The organism is Nereida sp., from assembly GCF_965655635.1.
Taxonomy (GTDB): Bacteria; Pseudomonadota; Alphaproteobacteria; order Rhodobacterales; family Rhodobacteraceae; genus Nereida.
Genome location: NZ_CBFHHE010000003.1, coordinates 45,541 through 72,238 on the forward strand (window position 1 = coordinate 45,541; position 26,698 = coordinate 72,238).

27 protein-coding genes are annotated in these 26,698 nt (G+C 53.9%); 15 read left to right on the forward strand and 12 right to left on the reverse strand.

Features of this window, described 5'->3' with window-relative positions; all coding sequences use genetic code 11:
- Positions 1-45: 45 nt before the first annotated feature.
- Positions 46-1,518, reverse strand: a complete 1,473-nt coding sequence (locus ACTF5M_RS01660) for a hypothetical protein (protein WP_438959370.1) — start codon at positions 1,516-1,518, stop codon at positions 46-48.
- A 93-nt stretch (positions 1,519-1,611) separates the two neighbouring features.
- Here ACTF5M_RS01660 and ACTF5M_RS01665 point away from each other — a divergent pair, with 93 nt between their 5' ends.
- Both ACTF5M_RS01665 and ACTF5M_RS01670 read left to right on the forward strand, forming a co-directional pair.
- Positions 1,612-2,220 (forward strand): enoyl-CoA hydratase/isomerase family protein, encoded by a 609-nt coding sequence (locus ACTF5M_RS01665; protein WP_438959371.1) that lies wholly within the window; start codon positions 1,612-1,614, stop codon positions 2,218-2,220.
- Complete coding sequence (locus ACTF5M_RS01670; RefSeq protein WP_438959372.1) at positions 2,221-3,399, forward strand: TIGR03862 family flavoprotein; 1,179 nt, start codon at positions 2,221-2,223, stop codon at positions 3,397-3,399.
- Here ACTF5M_RS01670 and ACTF5M_RS01675 read toward each other — a convergent pair.
- The 5 genes from ACTF5M_RS01675 to ACTF5M_RS01695 all read right to left on the reverse strand — a co-directional run bounded on the left by ACTF5M_RS01675 (position 3,396) and on the right by ACTF5M_RS01695 (position 8,521).
- Positions 3,396-3,980: a glutathione S-transferase family protein gene (locus tag ACTF5M_RS01675; RefSeq protein ID WP_438959373.1), complete on the reverse strand. Its 585-nt coding sequence runs from the start codon at positions 3,978-3,980 to the stop codon at positions 3,396-3,398. The genes ACTF5M_RS01670 and ACTF5M_RS01675 overlap by 4 nt on opposite strands.
- On the reverse strand, positions 3,981-4,976 hold the full coding sequence (gene holA, locus ACTF5M_RS01680; protein ID WP_438959374.1) for a DNA polymerase III subunit delta: 996 nt from the start codon (positions 4,974-4,976) through the stop codon (positions 3,981-3,983). It lies immediately after the preceding gene.
- A complete protein-coding gene (gene lptE / locus ACTF5M_RS01685) occupies positions 4,973-5,437 on the reverse strand; it encodes an LPS assembly lipoprotein LptE (protein ID WP_438959375.1) in 465 nt (154 codons plus the stop codon). The genes holA and lptE overlap by 4 nt, the downstream gene beginning before the upstream one ends.
- Positions 5,424-7,967: a leucine--tRNA ligase gene (gene leuS, locus ACTF5M_RS01690; RefSeq protein WP_438959376.1), complete on the reverse strand. Its 2,544-nt coding sequence runs from the start codon at positions 7,965-7,967 to the stop codon at positions 5,424-5,426. The genes lptE and leuS overlap by 14 nt, the downstream gene beginning before the upstream one ends.
- 92 nt (positions 7,968-8,059) lie before the next feature.
- A complete protein-coding gene (locus ACTF5M_RS01695) occupies positions 8,060-8,521 on the reverse strand; it encodes a DUF3576 domain-containing protein (protein ID WP_438959377.1) in 462 nt (153 codons plus the stop codon).
- Between the two features lie 285 nt (positions 8,522-8,806).
- On the opposite strand from ACTF5M_RS01695, the gene ACTF5M_RS01700 reads away from it, so the two are divergent.
- The 3 genes from ACTF5M_RS01700 to ACTF5M_RS01710 all read left to right on the forward strand — a co-directional run bounded on the left by ACTF5M_RS01700 (position 8,807) and on the right by ACTF5M_RS01710 (position 11,302).
- A complete protein-coding gene (locus tag ACTF5M_RS01700; RefSeq protein ID WP_438959378.1) occupies positions 8,807-9,742 on the forward strand; it encodes a porin in 936 nt (311 codons plus the stop codon).
- A 120-nt stretch (positions 9,743-9,862) separates the two neighbouring features.
- Positions 9,863-10,624: a sulfotransferase family protein gene (locus tag ACTF5M_RS01705; protein WP_438959379.1), complete on the forward strand. Its 762-nt coding sequence runs from the start codon at positions 9,863-9,865 to the stop codon at positions 10,622-10,624.
- A gap of 24 nt (positions 10,625-10,648) precedes the next feature.
- Positions 10,649-11,302, forward strand: a complete 654-nt coding sequence (locus ACTF5M_RS01710; RefSeq protein WP_438959380.1) for a YggS family pyridoxal phosphate-dependent enzyme — start codon at positions 10,649-10,651, stop codon at positions 11,300-11,302.
- Positions 11,303-11,312: 10 nt separating this feature from the next.
- On the opposite strand, the gene ACTF5M_RS01715 is transcribed toward ACTF5M_RS01710, so the two are convergent.
- Together ACTF5M_RS01715 and ribA are read right to left on the reverse strand one after the other, a co-directional pair.
- Positions 11,313-11,834, reverse strand: coding sequence for a L,D-transpeptidase family protein (locus ACTF5M_RS01715; RefSeq protein ID WP_438959381.1), 522 nt, complete (start codon positions 11,832-11,834; stop codon positions 11,313-11,315).
- Positions 11,831-12,898: a GTP cyclohydrolase II gene (gene ribA / locus ACTF5M_RS01720; protein ID WP_438959382.1), complete on the reverse strand. Its 1,068-nt coding sequence runs from the start codon at positions 12,896-12,898 to the stop codon at positions 11,831-11,833. Before ribA ends, ACTF5M_RS01715 begins: the two co-directional genes overlap by 4 nt.
- Before the next feature lie 149 nt (positions 12,899-13,047).
- Between ribA and ACTF5M_RS01725 the strand changes: the two genes are divergently transcribed.
- Positions 13,048-13,734 carry a response regulator transcription factor gene (locus ACTF5M_RS01725; RefSeq protein ID WP_438959434.1) on the forward strand — a complete coding sequence of 229 codons (687 nt, stop codon included), beginning with the start codon at positions 13,048-13,050 and terminating at the stop codon, positions 13,732-13,734.
- A gap of 140 nt (positions 13,735-13,874) precedes the next feature.
- Here ACTF5M_RS01725 and ACTF5M_RS01730 read toward each other — a convergent pair whose 3' ends face one another.
- A complete protein-coding gene (locus tag ACTF5M_RS01730) occupies positions 13,875-14,183 on the reverse strand; it encodes a hypothetical protein (protein WP_438959383.1) in 309 nt (102 codons plus the stop codon).
- A 332-nt stretch (positions 14,184-14,515) separates the two neighbouring features.
- On the opposite strand from ACTF5M_RS01730, the gene xth reads away from it, so the two are divergent.
- From xth to ACTF5M_RS01750, 4 genes are all read left to right on the forward strand, one after another.
- Positions 14,516-15,304 (forward strand): exodeoxyribonuclease III, encoded by a 789-nt coding sequence (gene xth, locus ACTF5M_RS01735; RefSeq protein ID WP_438959384.1) that lies wholly within the window; start codon positions 14,516-14,518, stop codon positions 15,302-15,304.
- Between the two features lie 55 nt (positions 15,305-15,359).
- Positions 15,360-16,274, forward strand: coding sequence for a tetratricopeptide repeat protein (locus tag ACTF5M_RS01740; protein WP_438959385.1), 915 nt, complete (start codon positions 15,360-15,362; stop codon positions 16,272-16,274).
- 63 nt (positions 16,275-16,337) lie between these two features.
- Positions 16,338-16,976 (forward strand): LON peptidase substrate-binding domain-containing protein, encoded by a 639-nt coding sequence (locus ACTF5M_RS01745; RefSeq protein ID WP_438959386.1) that lies wholly within the window; start codon positions 16,338-16,340, stop codon positions 16,974-16,976.
- A complete protein-coding gene (locus tag ACTF5M_RS01750) occupies positions 16,973-17,170 on the forward strand; it encodes a Trm112 family protein (RefSeq protein ID WP_438959387.1) in 198 nt (65 codons plus the stop codon). Before ACTF5M_RS01745 ends, ACTF5M_RS01750 begins: the two co-directional genes overlap by 4 nt.
- On the opposite strand, the gene ACTF5M_RS01755 is transcribed toward ACTF5M_RS01750, so the two are convergent.
- A complete protein-coding gene (locus tag ACTF5M_RS01755) occupies positions 17,167-18,426 on the reverse strand; it encodes an FAD-dependent monooxygenase (protein ID WP_438959388.1) in 1,260 nt (419 codons plus the stop codon). The two genes, ACTF5M_RS01750 and ACTF5M_RS01755, sit on opposite strands and share 4 nt — an antisense overlap.
- Before the next feature lie 55 nt (positions 18,427-18,481).
- Between ACTF5M_RS01755 and ACTF5M_RS01760 the strand changes: the two genes are divergently transcribed.
- The 4 genes from ACTF5M_RS01760 to ACTF5M_RS01775 all read left to right on the forward strand — a co-directional run bounded on the left by ACTF5M_RS01760 (position 18,482) and on the right by ACTF5M_RS01775 (position 24,728).
- Positions 18,482-19,807, forward strand: a complete 1,326-nt coding sequence (locus tag ACTF5M_RS01760; RefSeq protein ID WP_438959435.1) for an amidase — start codon at positions 18,482-18,484, stop codon at positions 19,805-19,807.
- Positions 19,808-19,917: 110 nt separating this feature from the next.
- Positions 19,918-21,096 (forward strand): aminotransferase class I/II-fold pyridoxal phosphate-dependent enzyme, encoded by a 1,179-nt coding sequence (locus ACTF5M_RS01765; RefSeq protein ID WP_438959389.1) that lies wholly within the window; start codon positions 19,918-19,920, stop codon positions 21,094-21,096.
- 11 nt (positions 21,097-21,107) lie between these two features.
- Positions 21,108-24,023, forward strand: coding sequence for a DNA translocase FtsK 4TM domain-containing protein (locus ACTF5M_RS01770; RefSeq protein ID WP_438959390.1), 2,916 nt, complete (start codon positions 21,108-21,110; stop codon positions 24,021-24,023).
- 96 nt (positions 24,024-24,119) lie between these two features.
- Positions 24,120-24,728 (forward strand): LolA family protein, encoded by a 609-nt coding sequence (locus ACTF5M_RS01775; RefSeq protein ID WP_438959391.1) that lies wholly within the window; start codon positions 24,120-24,122, stop codon positions 24,726-24,728.
- 11 nt (positions 24,729-24,739) lie between these two features.
- Here ACTF5M_RS01775 and ACTF5M_RS01780 read toward each other — a convergent pair whose 3' ends face one another.
- Positions 24,740-25,324, reverse strand: a complete 585-nt coding sequence (locus ACTF5M_RS01780; RefSeq protein WP_438959392.1) for a lytic transglycosylase — start codon at positions 25,322-25,324, stop codon at positions 24,740-24,742.
- A gap of 79 nt (positions 25,325-25,403) precedes the next feature.
- Positions 25,404-26,285 carry an AEC family transporter gene (locus ACTF5M_RS01785; RefSeq protein ID WP_438959393.1) on the reverse strand — a complete coding sequence of 294 codons (882 nt, stop codon included), beginning with the start codon at positions 26,283-26,285 and terminating at the stop codon, positions 25,404-25,406.
- A gap of 84 nt (positions 26,286-26,369) precedes the next feature.
- Here ACTF5M_RS01785 and hspQ point away from each other — a divergent pair, with 84 nt between their 5' ends.
- The gene (gene hspQ, locus ACTF5M_RS01790) at positions 26,370-26,696 is read left to right on the forward strand and encodes a heat shock protein HspQ (RefSeq protein WP_048598704.1); all 327 of its coding nucleotides are present in this window, start codon (positions 26,370-26,372) and stop codon (positions 26,694-26,696) included.
- Positions 26,697-26,698 lie beyond the last annotated feature (2 nt).

Consider the following 26,698-nt stretch of genomic DNA (forward strand, 5'->3'; position numbering starts at 1 on the left):
AATAGCAAGTCGGATGTTGTTGCGTGGTGCGAGGCAATGGCGAGTTTAGCGAACCCGCTGACCGTTGATATATTGCTCGCCATTTTCGCGCATCTCGATGGTGGTTTGCAAATCAGTTCCGTTTTCTGCAGGCCGCGTGAAGAACCCCATCATCATTTGCGCGCCAAACAGTTGTTCGGGTGCAAGGATGCCGAGTTGGGCCATCGTGCTCATGACTTCTGTGACGCCACTGAATGTAAACTCGGTCTTGCCTGCCATCGCCGGCATCGTCAGGTCAATTGGGTTTGCGGGGCCAACAAACCGCATGTCGCCCTGACCGGTTGCTGTGGCGCCAAGCGCTGTCAGGGTCAGGTCGTTTAGACGTGCAGTTTTGGGTGCAAAAGGCCCGCGCCCATCGTTCGTGAATTCACCTGTGCCAGAGACAGACACTGAAATCGTTGCGGGGGACCTGTCCAGACCGCCCTGTGGATCAAAAATGCTCCAGACGCTTTCGTTGATCTTTAGCCCTGCCAAGACCGCTTCAATGGCATAGTCTGGCTCCGGCTCAGTGGGGGCAAAAGCAATCGGTGCAGAGCCTTTGACGCGGACTTCATCAAGCGTAGCGCTGATGGGTAACGGAAGCGCACCTGCCAACGTGAACGTCATATCAGAGGCATCTTGGCTATATTCAACGCGTGTTGCGCTACTTGCAGCGCGTATGCTGCTTTGTGCTTGTCGTACGGTGCCGGTCCATGATCCGGTGCCATCTTGGGCCGAGAACGCCAGATCCGTCAGTCCCGTGTTGTATGTGGTTTCAAACGAGGATTGCGGCGCGAAGGGCGTTTGGTTTGCCAGTGGGTAGGTACCAGCGGCGCTGGTGGCTGATCCGGTGAATTGTGGTTCTTGTATGCGTCCGTTTACGTCAAATGCGCCGCCTGAGGTTGGGTCAGAAAAACGGGCAGAAATCGCCACCCCATCAGCAGAAATACTTTGAAAAACGGTACGCAGATCGCCGGTTTTATCTGTGCTGTTGCCTCGTACATTGGTCGCTTGGGCGCGAATGGTACCGTCTACGTCCGTACTTTCTGCGGTGATTGCATTGACCGAAAAATCAACAGTCTCTGCATCATATACATAGCTGAGATCGTTGATGTCGCCTGAGGCAACCATGCTAAAGCCACTCGTGACGATTTCGCCTAAGATCTTCACTGGACCGGTATCGTCAGATGTTTCGACAACGCTAATGGCTACTGGCCCACCAAGGGAAATGTCGACATTGCCGCCCGAACGCTGTGTCAGCTTCAGTGGCGGATACGCAAGGCTGGCCATGACGTCATCTTCAGGCGCGCCCAAGCCAAGCGTTAGGCCTTCGACCAAAATGCCGTCTTCCAGTAAATTGAACTGACTAATTACGACTGTGTCAGCGGCACTTTTCATGTCCTCAGTCCAACGCGCCCAAAGTTGTTCTGGCGTGATATCTGCGAAAGCAGGCGCAGTGGTGCCAATGAGGAGAGCTGAACTAAGAAGAAAACGTTGCATTAACGGGGTACCTCTTTGGCAATAGGGAGTGCTAAGTGTCATGTTGGTCCGCGGTGCGCAGACTGCAAGTGATAACAGCGTGAAGGGCACGATATGATACGTTTAGACAAAGATAACGGCCTTTGGACCATTACATTGGCCCGCCCTGATAAGGCCAACGCGCTGACTTATGATATGCTTGCCGAAATTGCGGATATCGCTGAAAGCGCCCAAGACGCGCGCGCGCTGGTTTTGTCAGGTGAAGGTAAAGTGTTCAGCGCGGGTGCCGATCTTGATGCCGCAAAAGAAGGTCTTGCCACATCTGATGTTTGGGACCGCGCCTCTAGTGCAATTGCAAAGTTGCCATGCATGACGATTGCTGCGTTGAACGGCACATTGGCGGGGGGTGCTTTCGGCATCGCGCTGGCCTGTGATTTACGTGTCTCGGTGCCTGCTGCGAATTTTTTCTATCCAGTGATGCGGCTTGGTTATTTGCCGCAACACGCGGACCCCGCACGTATGGTGGCATTGATGGGACCTGCGCGCGCCAAGTTGATTTTGATGGGAGGGCAGAAGATTGATGCGGAAAGCGCGCTGCAATTCGGATTGATTGACCGCATTTCGACAGATCCCATTGCCGAGGCCAAAGCGCTTGTTGCCCATGCGCTTGAAGCCAGTGAAGAGCACGCCCATGCTATCAAGCGTATGTGTCAGGTCGGTTAAGTGAGCCATTGCACGACTGAAACTGCCGTTGACGCACTTTTGGTAGGGGCAGGACCCGCGGGGTTGATGGCCGCGGATGTGTTGGGCAAGGCTGGGTACTCAGTGCTCTTGGCCGAGCATAAACCCAGTGTTGCACGCAAATTTCTTATGGCGGGAAAATCTGGTCTGAACCTGACTAAGGATGAGCCGTTAGATGAGATGCTTGCGGCTTTTGGACCCTCTGCAGATCGGCTTGCGCCAATATTGCGTGACTTTGATGCGCGTGCAGTTCAGGCGTGGGCCCAATCATTGGGTCAGCCGCTTTTTACAGGCTCTAGCAAGCGGGTGTTTCCCAAAACCATGAAAGCATCACCCTTGCTTCGGGCGTGGTTGGCAGAAATAAATGCGCGCGTCGAAACCCGCTGGCGTTGGAAAGGGTTTGACGGCGCGTTTTCGGTTTTTGAAACTCCCGATGGCCCGCAGAACGTGAATGCGAAAGTCACTATTTTGGCGATGGGTGGCGCGAGTTGGCGCAAACTTGGTTCTGACGGTTCTTGGGCAGAGGTACTGTCTGATGAAGATATCGTCCCGTTTCAGCCGATGAATATGGGCTTTCGGGTTAATTGGTCCTCGCACGTTGAGGCGCATTTTGGTGCGCCCATTAAAGCGGTTGCTTTGCACGCGGGTGGACAGGTCGAACGGGCAGAATTTACCATTTCAAAAGCGGGCATTGAGGGCGGCGGTATTTACCTTGTCTCAAAAGCGATGCGCGATGGTGCGCCGCTTACGGTTGATTTGTTCCCTGACTTGTCTGTTAATGTGCTGCGTCAAAAGCTTGGTGGGCGTGGTAAGGTCAGTGTGACCTCCCACCTTCGCAAGCGCCTCAAGCTCACTGGCGCGCGCCTTGCGTTGCTTCAAGAATTTGGTCGTCCTCTGCCTAATGATCTTGCGCCACTTTTGAAGGCTGTCCCAATTCGGCACGACGGGCCGCGTGATCTTGACGAGGCGATTTCCACAAGCGGCGGTGTGTCTTGGGCTGCACTGGATAGCAATCTTATGTTGCGCGCGCGGGCCAACACATTTTGCGCGGGCGAAATGATTGATTGGGATGCCCCAACGGGTGGGTATCTATTGACGGGCTGCCTTGCCACAGGTCGGTGGGCGGGCCGTGCCGCAGTTGAGGCGCTTGCCGCGGTTTAGGGCAGCGCACGTACCGCTTTGAACGAAGGCCGATCGCGCAAGCGTTTGGCGTATGCTTGGACTTTGTCGCTTCCCGTTGGAAAGCCCACACCACGGGCCCAGTTCAGGCAATGAACAGCCAGAAAATCTGGTAAGGTCAATGTGTCGCCCATCAAGAATGCGCCGGTTAGCCGTGCGTCCAGTCGGTCAAGAGATTGCGCAAATTCGGCTTTCAGCGCCTCAGTCACATTTGGGATGCGCATATCCTGGGGCAGGGCGTGTGTGTGTTTTGCATGCGTCCACAAAACACCGTCGATCTCATCAATGATAAAATGCATATACGCGTCTTGTTGTGCGCGCTCAATTGTTCCTGTGGGAAACGTAAGGCCTTGGTGCTTATCCGTGAGGTAGGTCATGATCGCAACGCTGTCGGTAATTGCGGTGCCGTCCACAACAAGGGTAGGAATTTTGCCTGTTGGGCTGAGCTCTAACGCCTGAGTAGATCGGACGGGGGCAGGCACGTGCTCATATTCAATCCCGAGTTCTTCACAAACCCAAAGCACGCGAAATGCACGGGTTGCCATTGCACCAACAACTTTCATTTATCTTCTTCCCATCATCGCTAGTCTAATTAAGGCGCGTTCCATCAACGCCATTTGGGGCGCTTGATCAGCTGACCTGAGCTGTAGGTCAGTATTGATCAGCAATTGCAGCGCGTCTTCAAGTTTGTTCCGTCCCCATTTTGAGGCCTGTCTGCGCAGTTGATCGCCCTTAGGGCCTTTGATGTAGAGGCTTGACGGATTGACGGCAGTAGCGTGCAGCGTTCGGAAATGTCGGGTGGCGCCAATGCACAAGCCAACCGGTTGCACCCCTTGGCTTTGCAGTTTTCGCAAAACAGGACCAAGTTGTTCGCTACGGCCTTCCGCGACGATATTGAGCGCATCGTCAAGCGCGGCCTCGGTGGACGTGGGTGCACAGGCGGCGATGTCATCGTGGCTAAGCGGGGTGTCGTCGTTCAATTTGTAAATAACAAGTTTGGTCAGTGTTTGACGGAAATCACCGGGTTCAAGCTCGTTTGCGAGGCCGGTCAAATGCTCAAGGCTGTCGCGGTCAATATTGCGCAAACCGGCATCTGCCAGATCACGCTCAATCTCTTCGCGGGTGGGCGGGTTGTCATAGATCGCAGCGGAATAGGCGTTTGGGTGTGCTTCAAAAGCTTTGCGAATTTTCGACGTCGGCTTGAGATTGCCTGCGGTCACGATCAGTTGCGCATCGCCTTCGGACCAGTCCTGCAAGGCAGCTAAAATAGCGCGCTCGCTGAGATCATTTGCTTCTTCGACGAACGCAACACGTGGGCCGGGGAAAAAGCTGATGGCCTTGAGCGCGTCTAAAAGCATCGCCGGATCTTTGCGGATGTCTGCGCCACTCATGCGCGAAATACGCATTTCTTCTTCCGCGTTTGGACCAACCAAAGCGGGGATGATCTGCTGCCGCTTATCCGCGACACGCAGAGCATCGGTTCCAAAAATCAAAACACCCGCTTTGCGCGGGTCGGGTTTGCGAAAGTAACTGGCCGTATCGCGTGGGGAAAGCTTCATGACAAAGACACAAGAAGACGCGTTGTCATCTGATCCGCTAGGATCACCACCAACCTGCGCTGCGCATCCAGCTGTGCGGTCTGCGTCGCAACTGTGGTGCCCGTAGCGGCATAGCTGGTAAAGCTGTCTACGACGCCACTTGTCACAACGCTATCATCGGATAACCGTCGCAAAGTATATTGAGTTTGGCCAATTACATTGAAACGCGTCGTGATTTGATCCGTTGTGATACCTACGCCGTCTTCACGGATTTCAGTTTTATAACTAAGCCGGAATAACGGGGATTGCGCTGTGCCTAACCGGTCTTCAAGCGCGTTTCGAAGGTCAAAGGACACTCGGTCCTTTGGTGGATCAAATGCGATTTGACCACGTTTTGCCGCGCCATTGTGCAACGGCGCAAATCCACACCCCCCAAGAGCGAGCGGCGCGCCGATACAAAATGATCGTCTAGATAACAACATTCACAATCCGTCCGGGAACGACGATAAGCTTTTTGGGCTCCCCGCCATCCAGTGCTTTGACCACAGCATTGTCCACCAGCACCAGTTTTTCAATCTCGTCTTTGGACATGTCTGCTGGGACTGCAATTTCTGAGCGGCGCTTTCCATTGATCTGAATGGGCAGCGTGACGGTGTCATCTACCAGCATCTTTTCGTCAGCGACAGGCCAAGGTGCTGTCACAACAAGGCCAGTCTGCCCAAGGGCTGACCAGATATCTTCGGCCAAATGTGGCGTCATCGGAGCGATCAGCTGGGCCAAAGTGCGCATTGCTTCTTGCTTGGCAGCTGCACCTGCTTTGGATTTTGAAAGCGTCGCGACAAAGCCGTAAATTTTTGCAATCGCTGCGTTAAAGCCGAAGGATTCCACGCCTCCTGTCACATCATGAATGGCTTTGTGCATATCGCGCAGCAGTGCATCGTCTTGGCCATTGGCGGGGGCGTCGGATTGGGCGATGTCCTGAGCCAAACGCCAAACACGTCCCAAGAATTTATGCGCTGCTTCTGCGCCAGATGCGGTCCATTCAACGTCGCGCTCGGGCGGGCTGTCTGATAGCACAAACCAGCGGGCGGTATCTGCGCCGTATGTGTCCACGATGATTTGTGGATCAACTACGTTCCGCTTTGATTTTGACATTTTGGCCGATGGAATGATCTCTACTTCTGTTCCATCCGCCAATTTGCCGTCCGTCACATCCTCGGGCAGGTGATAAACTGGGCGGCCTTTGGCGTCGCGGGTTTGGTAAATCTCATGCGTGACCATTCCCTGTGTGAACAGTGCGTCAAACGGCTCAACCGCACTTGCAGGTAGATGACCCGTGATGTGCATCGCGCGTGCGAAAAATCGTGAATAGAGAAGATGCAAAATCGCGTGTTCAATACCGCCAATGTATTGATCGACATTCATCCAATAAGCAGCCTCGTCACTGTCAATCGGAGTGGTCGCATTAGGGCTTGTGAAGCGGCTGTAATACCACGAACTGTCTACGAATGTATCCATAGTGTCTGTTTCACGCTGCGCTGGCTTACCGCACGATGGGCAATCGCAATCGCGCCACGTCGGGTGACGGTCCAGCGGGTTACCTGGAATATCGAATGAAACATCGTCAGGCAGGCGGATCGGCAGGTTTTCTTTGCGCTCGGGCACAACGCCACAAGCATCACAGTGGGCAACCGGAATTGGGCAACCCCAATAGCGTTGCCGTGATAGACCCCAGTCGCGCAGGCGATATTGTGTTTTGCCTTGCCCAACGCCTTTGCCCTCACAAAACGCAATTGCTGCATCAACTGCGGCTGCGCCTGTTTGTTGGGCCTCGCCAGCGAAACCTTTAACGTAGGTCACCACATCGGTTTTCGCGGGCACATACGCTTCGGTCAGATCAGTCGTGCTATTTACATCGGGCAGATAAACAGGCGTGATCGGCAGGTCATATTTGGTCGCAAAGTCAAAGTCGCGCTGGTCATGCGCAGGACAGCCAAAAATCGCACCGGTGCCATAGTCCATCAAGATGAAGTTGGCCACATACACGGGCAACTCCCAAGAGGTATCAAATGGGTGACGCACGCGCAGGCCCGTATCAAAGCCCATCTTGTCTGCTTTTTCCAAAGCTTCTTCGGTTGTAGAACCCTTGCGGCATTCAGCGTTGAAAGCAGCCAGATCGGCGTTGTCTTTTTCCAGCTGCTTGGCAAGGGGGTGGTCCGGCGAAATGCCCACAAACGAAGCACCCAAAAGAGTGTCGGGGCGGGTTGTGTACACCTCAATGCTGTCACGTCCATCAGGGCCGTTGATCAATGAGAAGCTAAATTGCAGACCGCGTGATTGGCCGATCCAGTTTTCCTGCATCAGGCGCACTTTGGCGGGCCAGTTATCCAGATTTTCAAGCGCGCCGCGTAATTCACCGGCCATATCGGAAATCTTAAAGAACCATTGCGTCAACTCGCGGCGTTCAACCTCGGCGCCGCTGCGCCAGCCTTTTCCGTCGATGACTTGTTCGTTGGCCAGAACCGTCATGTCTTCGGGGTCCCAGTTTACCACGGCGTTTTTGCGGTAGACCAAGTCGGAGGCGAGCATATCAAGGAACAGCGCTTGCTGCTGGCCGTAATACTCTGGGTCGCACGTAGCGAATTCACGGGACCAATCAATAGACAGGCCAAGCGGCTTCATCTGATCGCGCATGTGCGCAATATTTGCATAGGTCCAGTCTTTTGGATGACCGCCGCTGGCCATCGCGGCATTCTCGGCGGGCATGCCAAAGGCGTCCCAGCCCATCGGGTGCAGCACGTTGTGACCTGTCGACATCTTATAACGCGCAATCACATCCCCCATGGTGTAGTTGCGCACGTGCCCCATGTGTAGATTGCCAGACGGGTAGGGAAACATCTCAAGCACATAATACTTTGGCTTTGACGTATCTGTTTTGGCCTTGAACACGTCTGCGGTGTTCCATTCAGCCTGCCATTTGGCCTCGATCTGTGCGGGGGTATAGCGGTCCATGTCGGGGTCCTTCTAAATGCAAACGCCAAGCCGGTTTATGGCTTGGCGTGGTAAGTAAAATGCTTGGGCGCAAAAGGCCAGCCTGTGCAGCTTCAGAGTTTGCTGTCCGCAATCCGCAATTGTCGCGCGCGGGTTAGGATGGCGTCCTCAATGGCGCGGACAGTATCCACATCGGCGGGGCCACTGCGGGTTTGCAAGGCCACAGTCAGGCTGCGCGCATCAAGAGCGGGGTCGCGCACATAGATCGTGGCGCGGTAGGCGGCGCGGCCGCCGGGGGGTGTGCCGAATCCCGTGGCAATAACGCCCGAAAACGGATCAGCAGTTTCAACCGGCAGAAAGTTCAGCATATCAAGCGAGGCATTCCAGATGTATTTGTTCACCTCAAGCTTGGTGTTGGGATCATCGGTATTGGCGAACAGATCCCAGATTGTGCTGGTGCGGGTTTCCTCAACGGCGGCAGCATCTTGTGGTGTGGCGTCACGATCCGCGCAGGCCGCCAACAATCCGCATACCACTAGGCTGAGGTATATGTTTCTAACTGAAAATCCACGCATGTTCTGCTCTACCTGCCGTTAATTCCACATCATTAATACTTGTCTATATAACGCAGTATGCGGTCACAAGGTAAATTGCCGTGCTGTGAGCGCGGGTCGCTAACCAGCAATCCTGCACCACAAATTTCCGCCGCTGACCGGTTGTGACAAAGTTGCATCACGTTTTGCATAGTTGCGCACAGCGGTTTCGCGTTTCTTGCATTGCGAGCGCCCTCAAGCGACACACCATCCATACCCTCCACGGCGTTCGTGTTGGGGCCATTCTTTAAACGAAGGAAATACGAGATGAAAAACATTCTCTTCGCAACGACAGCGCTTGTAGCAACCGCTGGCATCGCATCCGCAGACGTGAGCCTTTCTGGTTCAGCTAACGTTGGTATCATCAACAACGGCACAGATGGCGCACAAGACATGATGTACCAAAACATCAGCATCACAGCGACTGGCGCTGGCGAAACAGACGGTGGTCTGACTTTCGGTGCTACTTTGACAATGCGCTCAGGCGACGATGTTGACCTCGACGTAGGTGATCTTGGCAACAACGATGATGGTGACTCGACTGGTGATGCTCTTGATGACACTGCTAACGATGGTACAATGGATGCACTGTCAGACATCAGCTTCGGCAGCATCTATGTGTCAGGCGAGTGGGGCAAACTCACATTTGACCGCGACGGCATCGACAACGTGCACAACGATGACTTCGGCGATCACGACGTTTCATACGCATACTCAGGTGGCGGTTTGTCACTCACAGTAACTGCTGACATCGACAACAACGATGCTGATTATGCAGACGGCGAACAGTGGGCGGCGAAAGTCGGCTACACTATGGATGCACTCACATTCACTTTCGCAACGGATGATGGCAGCGAGTCAGACACGACAATCGCCTACGCTGTTAACGACATGATCACTGCGTCCGTAAACTATGACACAGATGGCCAAACAGACGCTGAAACAATCGTCAAAGTAGCATATGCTAATGACGGCGTATCTGCTCACCTAGCATGGGCTGACGACGATGATGATGCATGGGAAGTTGGCCTCGGCTACACAGCTGGCGCAATGTCATTTAGCGTAGTTGCAGCTGAAAACGATGGTGCAGGCGACACAGAGATGGACGTAACAGCGTCTTATGACCTCGGTGGCGGCATGAGCATCAAAGGCGCGACAAACGAGTCAGGCGCTTGGTTCGTAGGTACAGCACTCGCATTCTAATCTAACGATTAGTATCGACTATAGAGAGAGCGCATCTTCGGGTGCGCTCTTTTCTTTTGGGGCCTGCGGCGCGATACGAATAGGGTCAACAATGGGTACCCCCAAACATGGCGTGATCAAGTGGCGCAGCTGCAAAGCGCGCAGTCTGGCCTTGATCCTGCGGCACCTCATCCGGATCATATCAAAGACGCGCCAATTTTTGTGACCGGCATGCCGCGGTCGGGAACCACGTTGATTGAACAGATTATCGCGGCGCATTCTAATGTGACAAGCATGGGCGAAACGGGTTTTGCCTTTGGCGCGGTTGAGCGGCTTTTGCGCGATGGCAATACTTATAAACCCGTTAGTGATGTAGCGGATAGGTTGCGCAGTGACGTGGCGGATAAGTACCTTGCGGATGTGGCTGCCCGTTATCCCGCTGCAAAGCAGACCGTTGATAAATCCATTCAAACGTATCTCTATCTTGGGGCGATCATATCGATCATACCCAACGCAAAGTTTGTGATTGTTCAACGGGACCCACGTGATAATTTGTTGTCGATCTATCGCAATCTGTTCCAAGCGGGCACTCACAGATACGCCTATGATTTTGAAAACCTTGCGGATCATTATTTGGCTTTTCGGGATATGGTGTCGTTTTGGAAACAGCAGATGCCGGATGATATTTACATCGCCGATTATGATGGGTTGGTTCGTGACCCCGAAGACAAGGCCCGTGCGCTTATTGCGGCGTGTGGTCTGGAGTGGCAGGATCAGTGTCTAGAGTTTCATAGATCGACAGGCGCGGTCAAAACGCTATCTCTGACGCAGGTCCGTCAGCCATCTACAAGTCGTCGCAAAAGGCATGGCAGCGTTATGGCGATGGGGTTATGCCCTTGCTAAAGGCTTTGGAAAAACGAGGTATAGATGTCACTGAATGGGATTAACGAGCGGATCGCGAAAACGTGTGAGCAGTTTGGGCGCGATGTGGCCGATGTTCAGCTTATTGCGGTGTCAAAAGTCCAACCCAATGCCCGCGTCGCGGACGTGTTGGCGCAAGGACACCGTCTTTATGGTGAGAATAAAGTGCAGGAAGCAGCTGGCAAATGGCCCGATTTCCGTGATGAGTTTGCGGATGTAAACGTGCACTTGATTGGGCCGCTACAGACCAACAAAGCGCGCCAAGCGATGGAACTTTTTGATGCCATCCATTCAGTCGATCGTCCGAAGCTGGCCAGCACCCTTGCGCGACTTGCGCAAGAGGTTGGGGCGTGTCCGGACCTATTTGTGCAGGTGAATACGGGCGAAGAGCCGCAGAAAGCGGGCGTGTTGCCTTCGGATGCGGACGCGTTTGTCGCCGAGGCGCGTGCGCTTAATTTGCCAGTTAAAGGTTTGATGTGCATCCCGCCGGTAGATGAAGAACCCGCTTTGCACTTTGCATTGCTGCGCAAGATCGCTGAGCGCAACGGTTTGACGGGGCTATCAATGGGGATGAGCAGTGACTTTGAAACAGCCATCCAACTTGGTGCCACTCATATTCGTGTAGGATCTGCCATTTTTGGCGAACGTGATTACGGCTAGGGCGGCAGTGTTAATGAATGAGGGAGTTTGGCACGATAAGGCGCGTGCCAAATGTTATCCGTGCCGCGATCCGTTTCAGGTGATCTGGGCGAAACCCGATGCAGCCTTCGGTGCCAAAAACGGGTCGTCGCCAGCGATGTAGAAAAATCGCAGAGCCGCGTTTGAATTCGGCGCGTGGCCAGTTCCAATCAGTTAATATCACAATGTCGTAAAGCGGATCAGCCCGGCGCAGGACCTCGTGACTGTGGGCGTAGGGTGCGCGAACCATCAGGTTGTAGTCTTCGTGGTGTGGATCATCAGACCACAAATCACCGGGTTTAATGGCCACAGCCCAATCTGCAGGTTTTGCGATGCGGTCGGGCCGGTAAAGCATCCCGACAACGCCGTGAACGCCGACGGGTGTCGCCCCATCGCCTTCACGTTTGTCAGATGAGATGCCGCCTTTTCCGATTGTGCAGGGAAAGTACTGTCCCCGAAAACGCACGCCGCGCCTTGTCAAAACCAGATCGTTTGGGGTGGTGTAGGGGGTCACAGTAAATGGCCGGATTTGGCGGCTTTGGTTTTCAGATAGGCGCTGTTCACAGGGTTTTCGCCAACAATAAGCGGCACGCGTTCGCTGACGGTGATCCTCATATCCTCCATGCGCGCGACCTTATTGGGGTTGTTCGTCAGCAGCTTAATGTTGCCAACACCCATCTTGTTCAAAATTGAGGCGCCAATTCTAAAGTCACGCTCATCATCCTCAAAGCCAATGCGATGATTTGCTTCTACCGTATCAAAGCCTTGGTCTTGCAGAAAATATGCCCGCATTTTGTTGGCCAGCCCGATGCCGCGGCCCTCTTGGTTGAGGTAAAGCAAAATGCCTGCACCTTGCGCGCCCATTTGCGCCATCGCGCCGCGCAGTTGGGGGCCGCAATCACACTTGAGCGAGCCAAGTAAATCACCGGTGAAACACGCGGAGTGAAGACGCGTTAGGATGGGTTTGTTAGGGTCTATTTTACCAACTTCAATCGCGTAGTGCTCGGCTGATCCATCGTCAGGCCGAAAGACATGCACCCGCCCCTCGTTCGACACGGTCATGGGTAGGGCTGCGTGAACGATGTCATTGTAATGGGCCGTGTTAGCCTGCGCCAACACTTCGGATGCGGTGAGAATGCTCAGCCCTTCGGCGGATTGCACGCGCACCATCACGGCAGCAGGCAGCAAATGGGCGGCCTTACAAAGCAAAATGGCGGCGCGGTGTGCCCGTGGGTCTCCGTCGCGCAAGGACCGGAATGGCCCCTTCATAGGTGTGCTTAGGTCTGTGGCTGGATCGGCGACGCCCCTAATCCAGCGAAGATCAGCATCACTTTGTATAGTAAGCCGCGCGACATCGCCAAAATAGGCCGCTGTTTTAAGCGTTTCTGCGCGCCGGTGCGTGATGATCATCTCTGCACCACCAAGGGCCAATGCTTGGCTAAGTTGGTCCGGGCTGAGCGTTTCAGCGGCAAAGGCAACCCAAAGACCATCATCATCACGAATGCCCACGCCAAGCCCGATGCGAAGGGCTGCGTGTGCTTGTGCTTTTGCTTGGGCTGGTGTGGGCTGAAAGGGCATAGGCTCAAATGTTACAGGGTTACCAATGCTTGCCCTTTAAATTGAAACATTTGCAACCCTTTTGACACGAGCCTGTGAAACTGCGGGGTAAAACTTGCTCAATTCTGCGTTTGTGCCCATTTGTAGATCAATAACTCACGGAGGCCATGATGGCGCAATTGAAGAAAATCCTGCTTGTTGATGATGACGATGATCTGCGTGATGCTCTGTCGGAGCAACTCATCATGACGGAAGACTTTGATGTTTTCGAAGCTGAAAACGGCCATAACGCGATGGAGCGTGCCAAAGAGCAGCTTTATGATTTGGTGATTTTGGACGTAGGCTTGCCTGATACTGATGGCCGCGAGCTGTGCCGTTTGATGCGAAAGCAAGGCGTGAAATGTCCGGTTCTGATGCTGACAGGTCACGATAGTGATGCTGATACGATTTTGGGGCTTGATGCCGGTGCAAATGATTACGTCACAAAGCCGTTCAAATTTCCGGTTCTATTGGCGCGTATTCGCGCGCAGCTGCGCACCCACAAGCAATCAGAAGACGCTGTTTTCAATCTTGGGCCATACACGTTCAAGCCTGCGCAAAAGATGCTCATTACTGAGGATGAAAAGAAAATTCGCCTGACGGAGAAAGAAACAAATATCCTGAAGTTTCTTCACCGTGCCCCCGAGGGTGTCGTTGCCCGTGATGTCCTCCTTCACGAAGTTTGGGGCTATAATGCCGGAGTGACGACTCACACGCTTGAGACGCATATTTATCGTTTGCGTCAAAAAATTGAGCCCGATCCTGGCAACGCGCGTTTGCTTGTGACGGAAAGTGGCGGCTACCGGCTTAACGGTTGATCTGGATCAAAGATGTATGCCGCACAGCGTGGCATACGTTGTCTACCCTTTGATGTTGGGGATACAACATTTTCTCCCTGTTGGACTTTGCCCTGATCACATTGGTCAGGGCTTCTTTTTTGCCTCGGGGCGGTGTGAGCCTAGTAAAGTTCTGACTTATACATCTTCTCAATAGTTGCCTGATCTGTCGTATCAACGGGTAATTGGGCGTGAGCACTGACCATTTCGTAAAGCGTAGCGACAGGTCGTTTGTTAGGCCATGTGTCAGGTTTCCATAGTCCCGCGCGCATCGGCGCTGTGCTGCAATGGGTAAAGATTTGTGTGGCAGTAACTTTGGTAACCGTTTTTGGGCTACGGCCATTGATCGCAAATCGGGCGCAGATTCCAGGATCAGCGGTGATTTCCGCAAGACCATTCACCCGCAACGTTTCGGTCACTGTTGGGATCATGAACAAAAGTGACACCCGCGGATCGCTCGCAATATTGAGAAGCCCATCGGGTCACCTTTGGCGGATAGGTCCAGCCCATTTGCCCCGCTGGTCGCCACGATCACAAACGGCGAGGCGGCTATGATTGCACGGCAATGGTGATCGAAAATTGTGATCTCTTTTGGGGCGGCCAGTTCACTAGGGTAACCATATAGATCTCGTAACTCTTGCGGTGTCATTGTGTGCTCCTATTGGGTGAGAACAGCTTTGCATGGCGCCGGTCGACGTTGCAACACTGGCCTTTCAAAGCGGGCTAAGTTACGACTTGGCCGAGTTATATCAGGAGCACCACCATGTCGTTTACTCTCGCTACTTGGAACATAAATTCAGTGCGTCTGCGCCAGGATTTGGTGCTTAAATTACTCTCTGAGCAAGCGCCAGACGTGCTGTGTTTGCAGGAGTGTAAATCTCCCGTTGAGAAAATTCCTACGGCTGGTTTTGAAGCACTTGGCTACACGCATATGGTTGCGCGCGGGCAGAAGGGTTACAACGGTGTTGCGATCCTTTCCAAGATCCCGATGGTCGAGGCCGGCGCAGAGAATTTTGCAAGTCTTGGTCATGCGCGCCACATCGCGGGCCGGCTTGAGAATGGGGTGACAATCCATAACCATTACGTGCCTGCTGGGGGTGACGTCGCGGACCGCCGTGTAAATGAAAAGTTTGGCCAAAAGTTGGACTATCTCACAGATATGCGTGATGCGTTCAGGGCGGCAGTACCGAAGCGGGCTATTCTGGTCGGTGATCTTAACATTGCCCCGCGTGAGGACGATGTTTGGGACCATAAAAAACTTCTTAAGGTCGTTAGCCACACGCCCATCGAAGTAGAGCATTTCAATGATGTGATGGCTACAGGTGATTGGCACGATGTGACACGCGCGGATATTCCCGATGGTCGGCTTTATAGCTGGTGGTCGTATCGTGCCAAAGATTGGGACGCTGCAGATAAAGGACGCCGCTTGGACCACATTTGGGCCACTGGTGACATCAAAAGCGCGGCACATAGCAGTCGCGTTTTGCGTGACGCACGTGGCTGGGAAAAGCCATCAGATCATGCTCCGGTTTTTGCGACCTTTGATCTTTGACATTTCGCCCCACGCTACACATATGACCTGCAACTGATATTTAAGGGATAAAGCAATGTTGGAACTTGGTGCCTCGCAGAACGAGCAAGCAGATGATCTGATCAAAGACGGCTCAGAAGCGACCTTTATGCAAGACGTCGTTGAGATGTCCCAAAAGGTGCCTGTCATCGTTGATTTTTGGGCCCCTTGGTGTGGCCCCTGCAAAACACTTGGCCCTGCACTTGAGGCTGCGGTCACAGCCGCAAAAGGTGCGGTTCGCATGGTGAAGCTGGACGTGGATCAAAACCAAGCGATTGCGGGACAGTTGCAACTCCAATCCATCCCGACAGTCTACGCGTTTTGGCAGGGTCAGCCAGTGGACGGTTTTCAAGGCGCTGTTGCAGGTTCCGAGATTGAAGCGTTTGTCACACGTGTTGCTGCAATGGGCCCTGGTGGTGAGGATGACGGCCTTGCAGCTGCTGTTGAGGCGGCTGAGGAAATGCTGACTGCCGGTGATGCGTCAGATGCGGCCCAGACTTTTGCCGCCATTTTGGAAGAAGAGCCCACCAATGCAGCGGCTTACGGCGGTCTGGTTCGTGCACATCTTGCGCTTGATGAGGTTGAACAAGCTGAAGCGGTTCTGAACGGCGCACCTGCCGAGATATCTGCCTCGGCCGAACTTGAGGCGGCACATGCCCAGCTTGAGTTGGCAAAGCAAGCTGCCAGTGCAGGCCCACTTGATGAGCTGCGCGCAGCGGTGGACGCTGATGAAAACAACCACCAAGCCCGCTTTGATCTGGCCACCGCTATGCACGCAGCGGGTGATCTAGAGGGCGCCGTGGATCAGTTGCTTGATCTATTCGGGCGTGATCGTGAATGGAACGACGGCGCTGCAAAAGCACAGCTATTTACCATCTTTGATGCGCTTGAGGCAAAAGACCCTATCGCGTTGAATGGTCGCCGCCGCCTGTCGTCGATGATCTTTGTCTAACTAATTTACGCAGGGCACATTTGTCGCGTTGCCCTGCGTCTTTGCAAAGCTATCTGCTTGAATATGATGAAAACAGCTGACCTTCCAAATCGCGTTCCCGTCTTCCCGTTGCCTGGTGCTTTGCTTTTGCCGCGGGCACGATTGCCCCTTCATATTTTTGAGACACGCTATCTTCAGATGATCGAAGATGCCCTCAAAACTTCGCACCGTTTGATCGGCATGGTGCAACCCTATGAGGCGCGTGGTGAAAATGGCCTGCACGCTATTGGATGCGCGGGCCGGATCACTGCGTTTTCCGAGACAGAAGACGGCCGATATATGGTGACCCTTGCTGGTGTTTCGCGGTTTCGCGTATCGGCAGAGGTCGCAGGATTTTTGCCCTACCGTCAGTGCGACGTCTCTTGGAGCGGTTTTGAGCGTGATTTAGGCGCCACTGAGCGGGATCCTGAGTTTGACCGTCCTAAGTTTATGGCGTCGCTTGAAAAGTTTTTCGACGCTTATGATTTGAAAACTGACTGGGATGGCTTGGAGGAAGCGGATGAGGAGTTGCTGATCAACTCGCTTTCGATGCTTTGCCCGTTTGAGCCAGAAGACAAACAGGCGCTGCTTGAGGCACCATCTCTGACGACACGCCGCGAGACTATTGTGACGCTGATCGAGTTCGCGTTAAGAGGGGGCCAGTCAGAGGAGATGATGCAATGAGCCAAGAGCTATCTGGTAAGACCGCTACTAAGTTTGATCCACGTATGCTTGAAGCCTTGGTCTGCCCGCGCACGCAAGGCACATTGGATTATGACGCTGATGCCCAAGAGCTTATCAGTAAGTCAGCTAAACTGGCTTTTCCGATCCGTGAAGGTATCCCAATCTTGTTGGTGGACGAAGCGCGTAGCCTTTAAACGCTTTGCCCTTTCATGAGTTTGGGCAAATCGCCGGTCAGGCCTGCGGCTTCGCGGATAAAGCCTCTGCGCAGGGCAGGAACTGCGTTTACGATCCCCATTCCTACGTCACGCAAGCCGCGCAAAAAGCCATTATCATTTGAAAATAGCGCGTTGAAGCTGTCGGTTGAGGCAGCAAGAGCCGCAACATCAAAGCGCCGCCACTGCGCATAGCGCGCCAATACTAAATCGGAACCGATGTCTTCGCCCCTGCGTTTTGCCAGCGCGAGAACCTCAACAAGACTTGCTACGTCTTTTAGGCCCGCGTTCAGCCCCTGTCCCGCAATGGGGTGCACCCCGTGCGCCGCGTCACCCACCAAAGCGATGCGCTGTGACGTAAGGGCGTTGGCTAGGGTCAGTGACAGCGGATAGTGATAGCGTGCGCCTGCAAGTTCAATGTTTCCCAGAAAGTCGCCAAAGCGGGGCTTAAGGTGCTCAATAAAGTCATCGTCGCCCATCTTGCTGACGCGGGCCGCTGTTTCATGCGTTTCTGACCAAACAATAGAGCTTCGGTTACCACTAAGGGGTAAAATCGCCAAAGGACCCGCGGGCATGAAGAACTGATGGGCAATTCCGCCGTGCGGTTTCTCATGGGCAATCGCGCAGACCATCGCGGTTTGTCCGTACTCGCGGCCGCTGCGCATAATGCCAGCGCGCATAGCGGTGCCTGATGTGCGTCCGTCACACCCAACTAATACGCGACTTGTGTGCACGGTTCCGTCCGCAAGGGTAACAGAAGCGCCAGCCGCGTCGGTGTGCTGCGCGACTACTCGGGCATTCGGCAGATGGACGACTTCAGCATTCTGGACCGCGTTCAAAAACGCACGTCGCAAATGCCGATCTTCGACCATAAACCCCATTGGGCCTTCTTCGATTTCAGCATGATCAAAATGCATGAGAAACGGTGATGGACCTTGGCCAACGCGCCCATCGGTTACTTTGATTTCAAGCATCGGCTGTGCGTTTTCTTTAAGATCATCCCAAAGACCAATCCCGTTCAACAGCCGCTGCGAAGCCAGTGCGATCGCATATGAGCGGCCATTGAAATTGGACAGCGTCTGCGTCGCGACGTCTTCGGCATCAATTAACGTGACGCTAAGCCCTGCGCCTGCGGCTGCCAAAGCAAGTGCGCATCCGTTCAGGCTGCCGCCGACAATGATCAAATCTGTACTCTTATCCATGTTGCTGAATATGGGCGTTGGGGCGGGATTGTCCATGCTGGATGCAGCGGATAGGTTTCGCCTGAGACAATTTATCTTGGGGTACTCCGGCATGCATAAATGGCAAACAATGACGGCCGTTGATCTTGGGCGTGGCATTGGCGCAGGCGACATCGATCCAGTTGAGTTATGCGATGTGTTTCTGGATGCGATTGAGGCCCACCCCTTTACTGACAAAATCTACGCTCGCGTTACCGCTGATCGCGCTCGCGCTGAGGCGCTTGCAGCGCGAGCCCGGCAACAAAATGGGGGCCGGCTGTGCCCGCTTGATGGGGTCCCGATTTCTTGGAAGGACCTGTTTGATACGGCGGGTACTGTCACGGAGGCAGGATCGAAACTGCTTGCAGGGCGAACCCCTGATGCAGACGCCCTGGTTTTGCAACGTGCAACGCAAATGGGGCTGGTCTGTCTTGGCAAAACACACATGTCCGAGCTAGCGTTTTCGGGCCTTGGGTATAATCCCGTCACAGCGACTAGCCCGTGTGTGAACGACTATGATGCAGTTGCCGGTGGGTCATCATCTGGCGCTGCTGCATCCGTTGCGTTTGGTTTGGCCGCTGCCGCGATAGGTTCTGATACGGGCGGGTCCGTCAGAATTCCTGCCGTTTGGAATGACCTTGTGGGGCTGAAAACAACCCATGGGGCGGTCGCAACGAAAGGTGTGGTGCCACTTTGCCAGCGGTTTGACACTGTTGGGCCGCTCTGTCGTAGCGTGGAAGACGCTGCGGCGCTGTTTGATGTACTGGGTGGGGGAGGCGTCGATCTGGCCCATTCGTCTCTTGAAGGTGTGCGGTTTGGGGTACTGCAAGCAATGGTGCTTGAAAGTTTAGAAGACGCGCCGCGCGCGGCTTACGAGCGTGCAATCGAAGCCATTAAACAGGCAGGTGCGGTTGTTGAACCGTTCGGATTTGAGGCCCTGAATGATGCCTTCGCGGTTGCGGGGCCCCTTTTTACTGCCGAAGCGTATGGCACATGGAGCGAGGTTATTGAGGCGTCACCAGACACAATGTTCGATCAGGTTCGTGAGCGATTTAGAGCCGGCAAGAACGTAGCCGCATCTGATTTCGTGGCGGGATGGCGAAAGTTGGATCAGATCCGGCGCGAATATGCCCACCAAGCCGCGCGATTTGACGGGGTGTTATTGCCGACTTCGCCAATCATGCCACCAAATTTGGCAAGGTTGATTACGGAGCCTGACTATTTTGTTGAGGCAAACTTAATGGCGCTTCGCAATACGCGTGCGGCCAATCTTCTGGGATTGTGCTCGGTCACGGTGCCCGCAGGCCACAAATCGACGGGCCTGATGATTAATTGTTTGCCGATGCAAGACGCCAAAGCACTGCGATTAGCTGCCGCAATAAGTGGAATAGGGGCTTAAAAGTCACATAAACGCCCAATACTGTTGGCTTTTTCTGGACGCAGCGCCCCTGATTTGGTTTAATAGTCGAATAACGGGGCGATAATGATCCCGAATATGAGGCAGTATTGATGTATCCCCAGCGGTTTAGCGCCCTTCCGGCCTATGCATTCCCGCGTTTGCGCGCGTTATTGGACCACCTGTCGTCTGGCGGTGAACCGATTGCTATGACCATTGGTGAGCCGCAGCATGCGTTTCCCGAATTTGTTCCCGAGGTTCTTGCGGCCCATGTGTCGGGCTTTAACAAATACCCCCCCAACGATGGCGCGCCAGAGTTGCTTGAAGCCATCGCCTCTTGGGTTGGTCGCCGGTTCGGCGCGAAAGTTGATGCAGCGACTGAGGTTCTAACGCTTAATGGGACCCGCGAGGGTCTGTACAATGTGAATATGGCATTGTGCCCTGAAAGTAAGAATGGGCAGCCGCCAGTCGTTCTTATTCCGAACCCGTTTTATCAAGTTTATGCAGTCAGCACGCTGAGCGCGTCCGCCGAGCCAGTCTACGTAAATGCCACTGCAGAGACTGGCTTTTTGCCTGATTACGCAAGCCTGCCCGAAGGTGTGCTTAAGCGTACTGCCATGTGTTATATCTGCTCACCGGCGAACCCGCAGGGTGCCGTGGCAACGGAAAGCTATTGGCGCGAGTTGATTGGCTTGGCCGAGCGGTTTGATTTTAAGATTATCGCGGATGAGTGCTATTCCGAGGTCTACCGCGACGCCGCTCCGACTGGTGCGCTGGAAGTTGCGCAAAAAATGTGTGCTGATCCCGAGCGTGTGTTGATTTTTCACTCGCTGTCAAAGCGGTCAAATTTGGCGGGCTTGCGCTCAGGGTTTGTTGTTTCAGGGCCGCAAAATATTGCGCGCATGAAACAGCTGAGAAATTATGCTGGCACACCACTGCCGCTGCCGTTGCAGCATGTTGCTGTCGCGTGTTGGAACGATGAAGCCCACGTAGCCGCGTCTCGGGCGCTTTACGCAGAGAAGTTTGATCTGGCCGATGAGATCTTTGCTAGTGTTGAGGGCTATCAATCGCCTGAGGCTGGCTTCTTTTTATGGTTGCCTGTCGAGGACGCAGAACAAGCAGCAGTAAAGCTTTGGACGCAAACCGGCGTCCGTGTTCTGCCTGGTAGCTACCTGAGCCGCGATACGGATGCAGGTAATCCGGGGCAAAATTATATTCGGGTCGCATTGGTGGCCCCAAAACAAGACGTGCAGCGCGGGCTTATTGCCTTACGCGACTGCATCTACGGATGAGGAAACGGGATATGGCACTACGCACACAAGGCGACCCTTTGTTCGATACGGACATGCAGGCGGCGATTGAAAAACGCTCGAAAGAGTTGATTGGTCTTATCCTTTTGATCTTGGGCGCGCTTAGCTGGGCGATGCTGTGGAGTTATTCCCCATCCGATCCAAACTTTATGGTCGCCACAACAGCGCCGATCGAGAATTGGCTTGGCCGCTTTGGCGCGTCACTGTCAGGCCCGCTTTTCATGATTGTGAGTAAAGGTGCATGGGTCATCCCAGCTGTGTCTATTGCTTGGGGCGTGCGCTTTATTTTGCACCGCGGCCAAGAACGTGCGGTGAGCTGTCTGATTTTCTTCCCAATCTTGGTCGCGATCGCTTCCATCTATGGTGCAAGCTTGACGCCACCTGCGGATTGGAATCACTCGTTTGGCTTGGGCGGATTGTTTGGCGAGACTACTCTTGCGGTCATTCTTAGTATCTTGCCGTTTTCCCCCGCGTTCGGGGTCAAGCTGATGTCCCTGCTGACTGGTTTGGGCAGTGTGGCGCTTGGTCTGTTCGTCCTTGGGTTCATCAAAGATGAGTTGCGTGTGATCGGACGTTTCTTGCTGGTGGGTTTGGTTGTCACATATGCTCAGACGTTGAAAGTGTTGGGTAAAGGCGCTTCAGGCGCGGGTATTGCAGCGCGCCACATGGCCGAGCGTCACGCGCAGATGCGTGAGGCACGCGCCGATGCAAAAGCGCTTGAGGCAGCACACCGTCACGAAACACTTTTGCCTATGATGCATAGCGCGGAAGAAAAAGCACGTGTAGCATATGTTGTACGTGCTGACCCTGCATTTGGGGTTGAGCCTACGGTGGCTACAAATGCAGCTCCCTTGGTTGCTGATCCACGCCCTGCGCCGATGCCTGTGGCCGAGCCAAAGACAGGCCTGCTTGCGCGCTTGATGCCAAAACCTGCACCGATGCCTGAGCCAAAGTTGGTTGAACCTGCCTTAAGTGCTGATTTGTCTGCACCGGATGCGGGAACTGTATCTGCGCGTATTTCTGACGCGATTAAAAACCGCGCGCGTGGTGTAGCGCAAGCAGCGCCACAAACTGCCACGCGTGTTGAGCCGTCATTGACGCCCCGTGGCCCTGAGCCGTTGATTGCCCAGACAACTCCGTCACAGATGTATGCGGATGAAGCGCCGATGATGCATGAGGCTCTTGATGAGGGGGCTGACGGCTTGATTGAAAGCTATGATCCGGTGATGCCCCACGCGGCTGATCCTTACGCCGCGGCAACTCAAAAGCCGCCAATGCAAATTCCCACACTTCAAGCGCGCTCGGTTGTGCAGCATCCTGTGAAAAAGGCGGTCGTGCCATCACGTCAGGCCAAAGCTGAGGTGCAGCCGGCCCTAAAGTTTGAAGAGAGCGCGAGCCAGTTTGACTTGCCGCCATTGAACCTGTTGCGCGCGCCGGACACTGTTGAGCGGCATCATCTGTCTGATGATGCGCTTGAGCAAAACGCTCGGATGCTGGAAAGCGTTCTGGATGATTACGGCGTAAAGGGTGAGATCGTCAGTGTTCGCCCAGGCCCCGTTGTAACGATGTATGAGCTTGAGCCAGCACCCGGCTTGAAGGCCAGCCGCGTTATTGGTCTGGCCGATGACATTGCGCGTTCAATGTCTGCGCTTTCCGCGCGTGTTTCTACTGTGCCAGGACGTTCGGTTATTGGGATCGAGTTGCCCAATGAAAACCGTGAAATGGTCGTTCTGCGTGAAATCTTATCAGCACGTGATTTTGGCGACAGTAGCATGCGGCTGCCACTTGCCTTGGGCAAAGATATTGGCGGGGAAAGCATCGTGGCTAACCTTGCCAAGATGCCTCACCTGTTGATCGCGGGGACAACCGGTTCTGGTAAGTCTGTGGCGATCAACACAATGATCTTGTCGCTGCTTTATAAGCTTACACCTGATGAGTGCCGCCTGATCATGATTGACCCTAAAATGCTCGAACTGAGTGTTTATGATGGCATTCCACACCTGCTTAGCCCTGTTGTGACTGACCCGAAAAAGGCAGTTGTTGCGCTGAAGTGGACTGTGGGCGAGATGGAAGAGCGCTACCGCAAGATGTCGAAAATGGGTGTGCGTAACATTGAAGGTTACAACAGCCGCGTCCGCGACACTTTGGCTAAAGGTGAGCTGTTCAGTCGCACGGTTCAAACCGGTTTTGATAAAGATACCGGCGAGCCGATTTTTGAGAGCGAGGAGTTCCAGCCTGAAGTACTTCCCTACATCGTTGTCATCGTTGATGAAATGGCAGACCTGATGATGGTGGCGGGTAAGGAGATCGAAGCCTGCATCCAGCGCCTTGCACAAATGGCGCGCGCGTCGGGCATTCACCTGATCATGGCCACTCAACGTCCCTCTGTTGACGTTATCACGGGTACCATTAAGGCGAACTTCCCCACGCGGATTTCGTTCCAAGTGACGTCAAAAATTGATAGTCGCACCATTCTGGGCGAGCAGGGCGCCGAGCAGCTTTTGGGCATGGGTGACATGCTCTACATGGCTGGAGGCTCTAAAATTACCCGTGTTCACGGGCCATTCTGCTCAGACGAAGAAGTTGAGGAAATTGTAAACTACCTCAAGGCTTTTGGCCCGCCTGAATATAAAAGTGGCGTTGTTGATGGCCCCGCGTCGGATCAAGAAAGTGACATTGATCTAGTTCTTGGGCTTGGTGGCAATACCGATGGCGAAGATGCGCTGTATGATACTGCGGTACAAGTCGTGGTTAAGGATCGCAAGTGCTCGACCAGCTATATTCAGCGTAAACTGGCAATTGGTTACAACAAGGCTGCGCGCCTTGTAGAGCAGATGGAGGAAGAAGGTCTTGTCTCTCCTGCCAACCATGTTGGCAAGCGCGAGATCCTGATCCCAGAGGCGCAGTAATACGCGCAAAAACGAAAGTGTTAGGCGATGTTATTGCCTAGCACTGGTAACTCCGCGAAACAGTATCATGTAAAGGATGCACAGATTTAGATGCGGATGAATAGAATGACAAAAATAGCTAGCTTTGCGATGATGGTGCTGTTGGCGCTTGGCGTTCCTGTATCTGCTGCTCAAAAGCTCTCACTGGATCAAATATCGGGCTACCTCAACGACATGACCACTGCGCGGGGTGAGTTTACGCAGATCAATGCGGATCAGACTATTTCTACGGGCATAATTTACATCAAACGCCCCGGACGCATCCGGTTTGAGTACAACCCGCCAGAACAGACACTTGTGATGGCTGGCGGTAGTCAGGTGGCGATCTTTGATGGCAAGTCAGCTAATAATCCGGATCAATATCCGTTGCGCCGCACACCGCTGAACCTTTTGCTGGAGCGCAACGTGGACTTGGCGAGACGCGATATGGTTGTGGGACATGAATTTGACGGCACGGCAACTTTTGTCCGTGCGCAGGATCCTGAAAACCCGCAATACGGCAGTATCCAATTGGTGTTTACAGATAGCCCAACCCAGCTTCGTCAGTGGATCATCACGGACGAGATCGGCTCAGAGACAACTGTGATCCTGGGTCAGCTTGAGACGGGCATAGCTCTTGGAGCGCGCTTGTTCAGCATCCCCCAAGAGGCAGAAAATTGGAACTAGCGGTTGTGCGCTTATGCCTTGCCGCAAGCGCGGAGCTGGCTGTCATAAGTTACTGCGCGGTTGCCAACTTCACGTGAGACCCGCAGCAACCACGGCTTGCGGTTATAACTGCCGCGCGCATATCCGGTGCGACCCTCATGATAGGCAAGGTATTGATTGCGAGCATCATTGAGCGGGATACCCAAGCCATCGCGCGATTTAACCATGTACCACCCCATGAAGTCAGTAGCATCGCCAATACGGTCACGGCGGGCGGCCCAACGACGTTGCTCAGAGCGGTACTCGTCCCATGTGCCATCAAGCGCTTGGCTGTAGCCATAAGCAGAACTTTGGCGGCCCATCGGAATAACTCCAAGCGCATAACGATAGGGCGTGCGTGCGTTCGCGATGAACTTACTCTCTTGGTAAATCGCCGCCATTTGAACGGCAACAGGTACGCCCCACTTGCGCTCGGTCTTGCGCATCGCCGTCAGGTAAGACGGGCGCTGGTTGAGAATGCTGCAAGCATTATCAAGGTTGCGCGGGGCTGAATAATTACTGCTGCCGCACCCTGCGATCAGCACGCAAAACATCAATGCTCTGGTTAGTCGTTTCATCTGCCTGTTCCCATTTTTATCGGGTTATGCGTGCAACATAACTCAAGTGAGGGGTCCGCGAAACATGTTTTGGATTTCGCTACACCAAAAACGCCAATGTCAGCGGGATCGTGATCAACGACATCACTGTTGAAGCAACCACCAAGCCCGCAACGGCATCTGCGTCCGCACCGTATTTTTCTGCGAGTAAATAAGATGTCACTGCGACAGGTGTCGCGATTTGCACAATCAAGACTGCTGCGGCCGTGGATTCTAATCCAAACAATTGCGCGATGAGAGCTGTGGCGCCGACGCACACCACAACTTTCAGTGCTGACAAAATGATTGAAAGGGGAAGGTGCGCCGGCGTGAGGCGGGCCACGGCAACCCCCAAAGTGATCAGCATAATCGGGATCGCCATATCCCCAACAAGGCCCAAGGCGTTTGTCAGGAATGTCTGTGTTTCCCAGCCTTGCCACAAAAACAACGCACCCAAAATGGTAGCTGCTACGATGGGCTCCTTGAGGACCTTAAGCGGGGAGCCGCCCCCCGCGACTAACCAGATTCCAAAGGTGAACGAGTAGATTGCCATGATCGCGAAAACCACAACTGCATAGCCAAAGCCGGCCTCTCCAAAGGCAAAAAGACACAGTGGCAGGCCAAGGTTGCCAGTGTTGCCCATGATCAAGGGCGCAAGATAGGTGCGCCGGTCGAGTTTGCCTATTGCGACCAGCCCCCAACACAGCAGGGTTACCGCGCCGTATGCCGCAACAGTTGCAAGAGACAGCAGCGTCAGCGCGTTCGGATCAATTTCGGTTTGCATCAAGGCAACAAAAATCAAGCAGGGCACAGATATGGTCATGGCCAGTCGCGTGACGAATTCGACGCGATACTCAAACCCCATTTTCACCCAAAAAAAGCCAATCATGCCAAGGATAAATACCGGTGCTGTGATCTCGAGAACTGTTAATGCGAGGTTCACAAACTGTTTCCTTCGATTTGGGGTGCGGGCCCTAGACTCACGTCGTCACAAAGTTTAGGCAATGGCCTCGGGGGTTACAACGCTATGCTCAAAACGCGCGCAAAATACTATCTGGGCCAAATCGTTCGGCATAAAAATCACCCGTTCCGCGGCGTGGTTTTTGACGTGGATGCAGAGTTTGCCAATACCGAAGAGTGGTACGACTCAATCCCCGAGGAAAGCCGGCCCGTGAAGGACCAGCCTTTTTATCACTTGTTGGCGGAAAATGAGCAAAGCTACTATGTAGCCTATGTTTCGGAGCAAAACCTGATCGCAGACTACTCAGGAGAGCCAGTTGGCCATCCCGATTTGGACGAGATGTTTGGCCCTTTCAATGATGGGGCCTACCAACTGCAATACCAGCTAAACTAGCA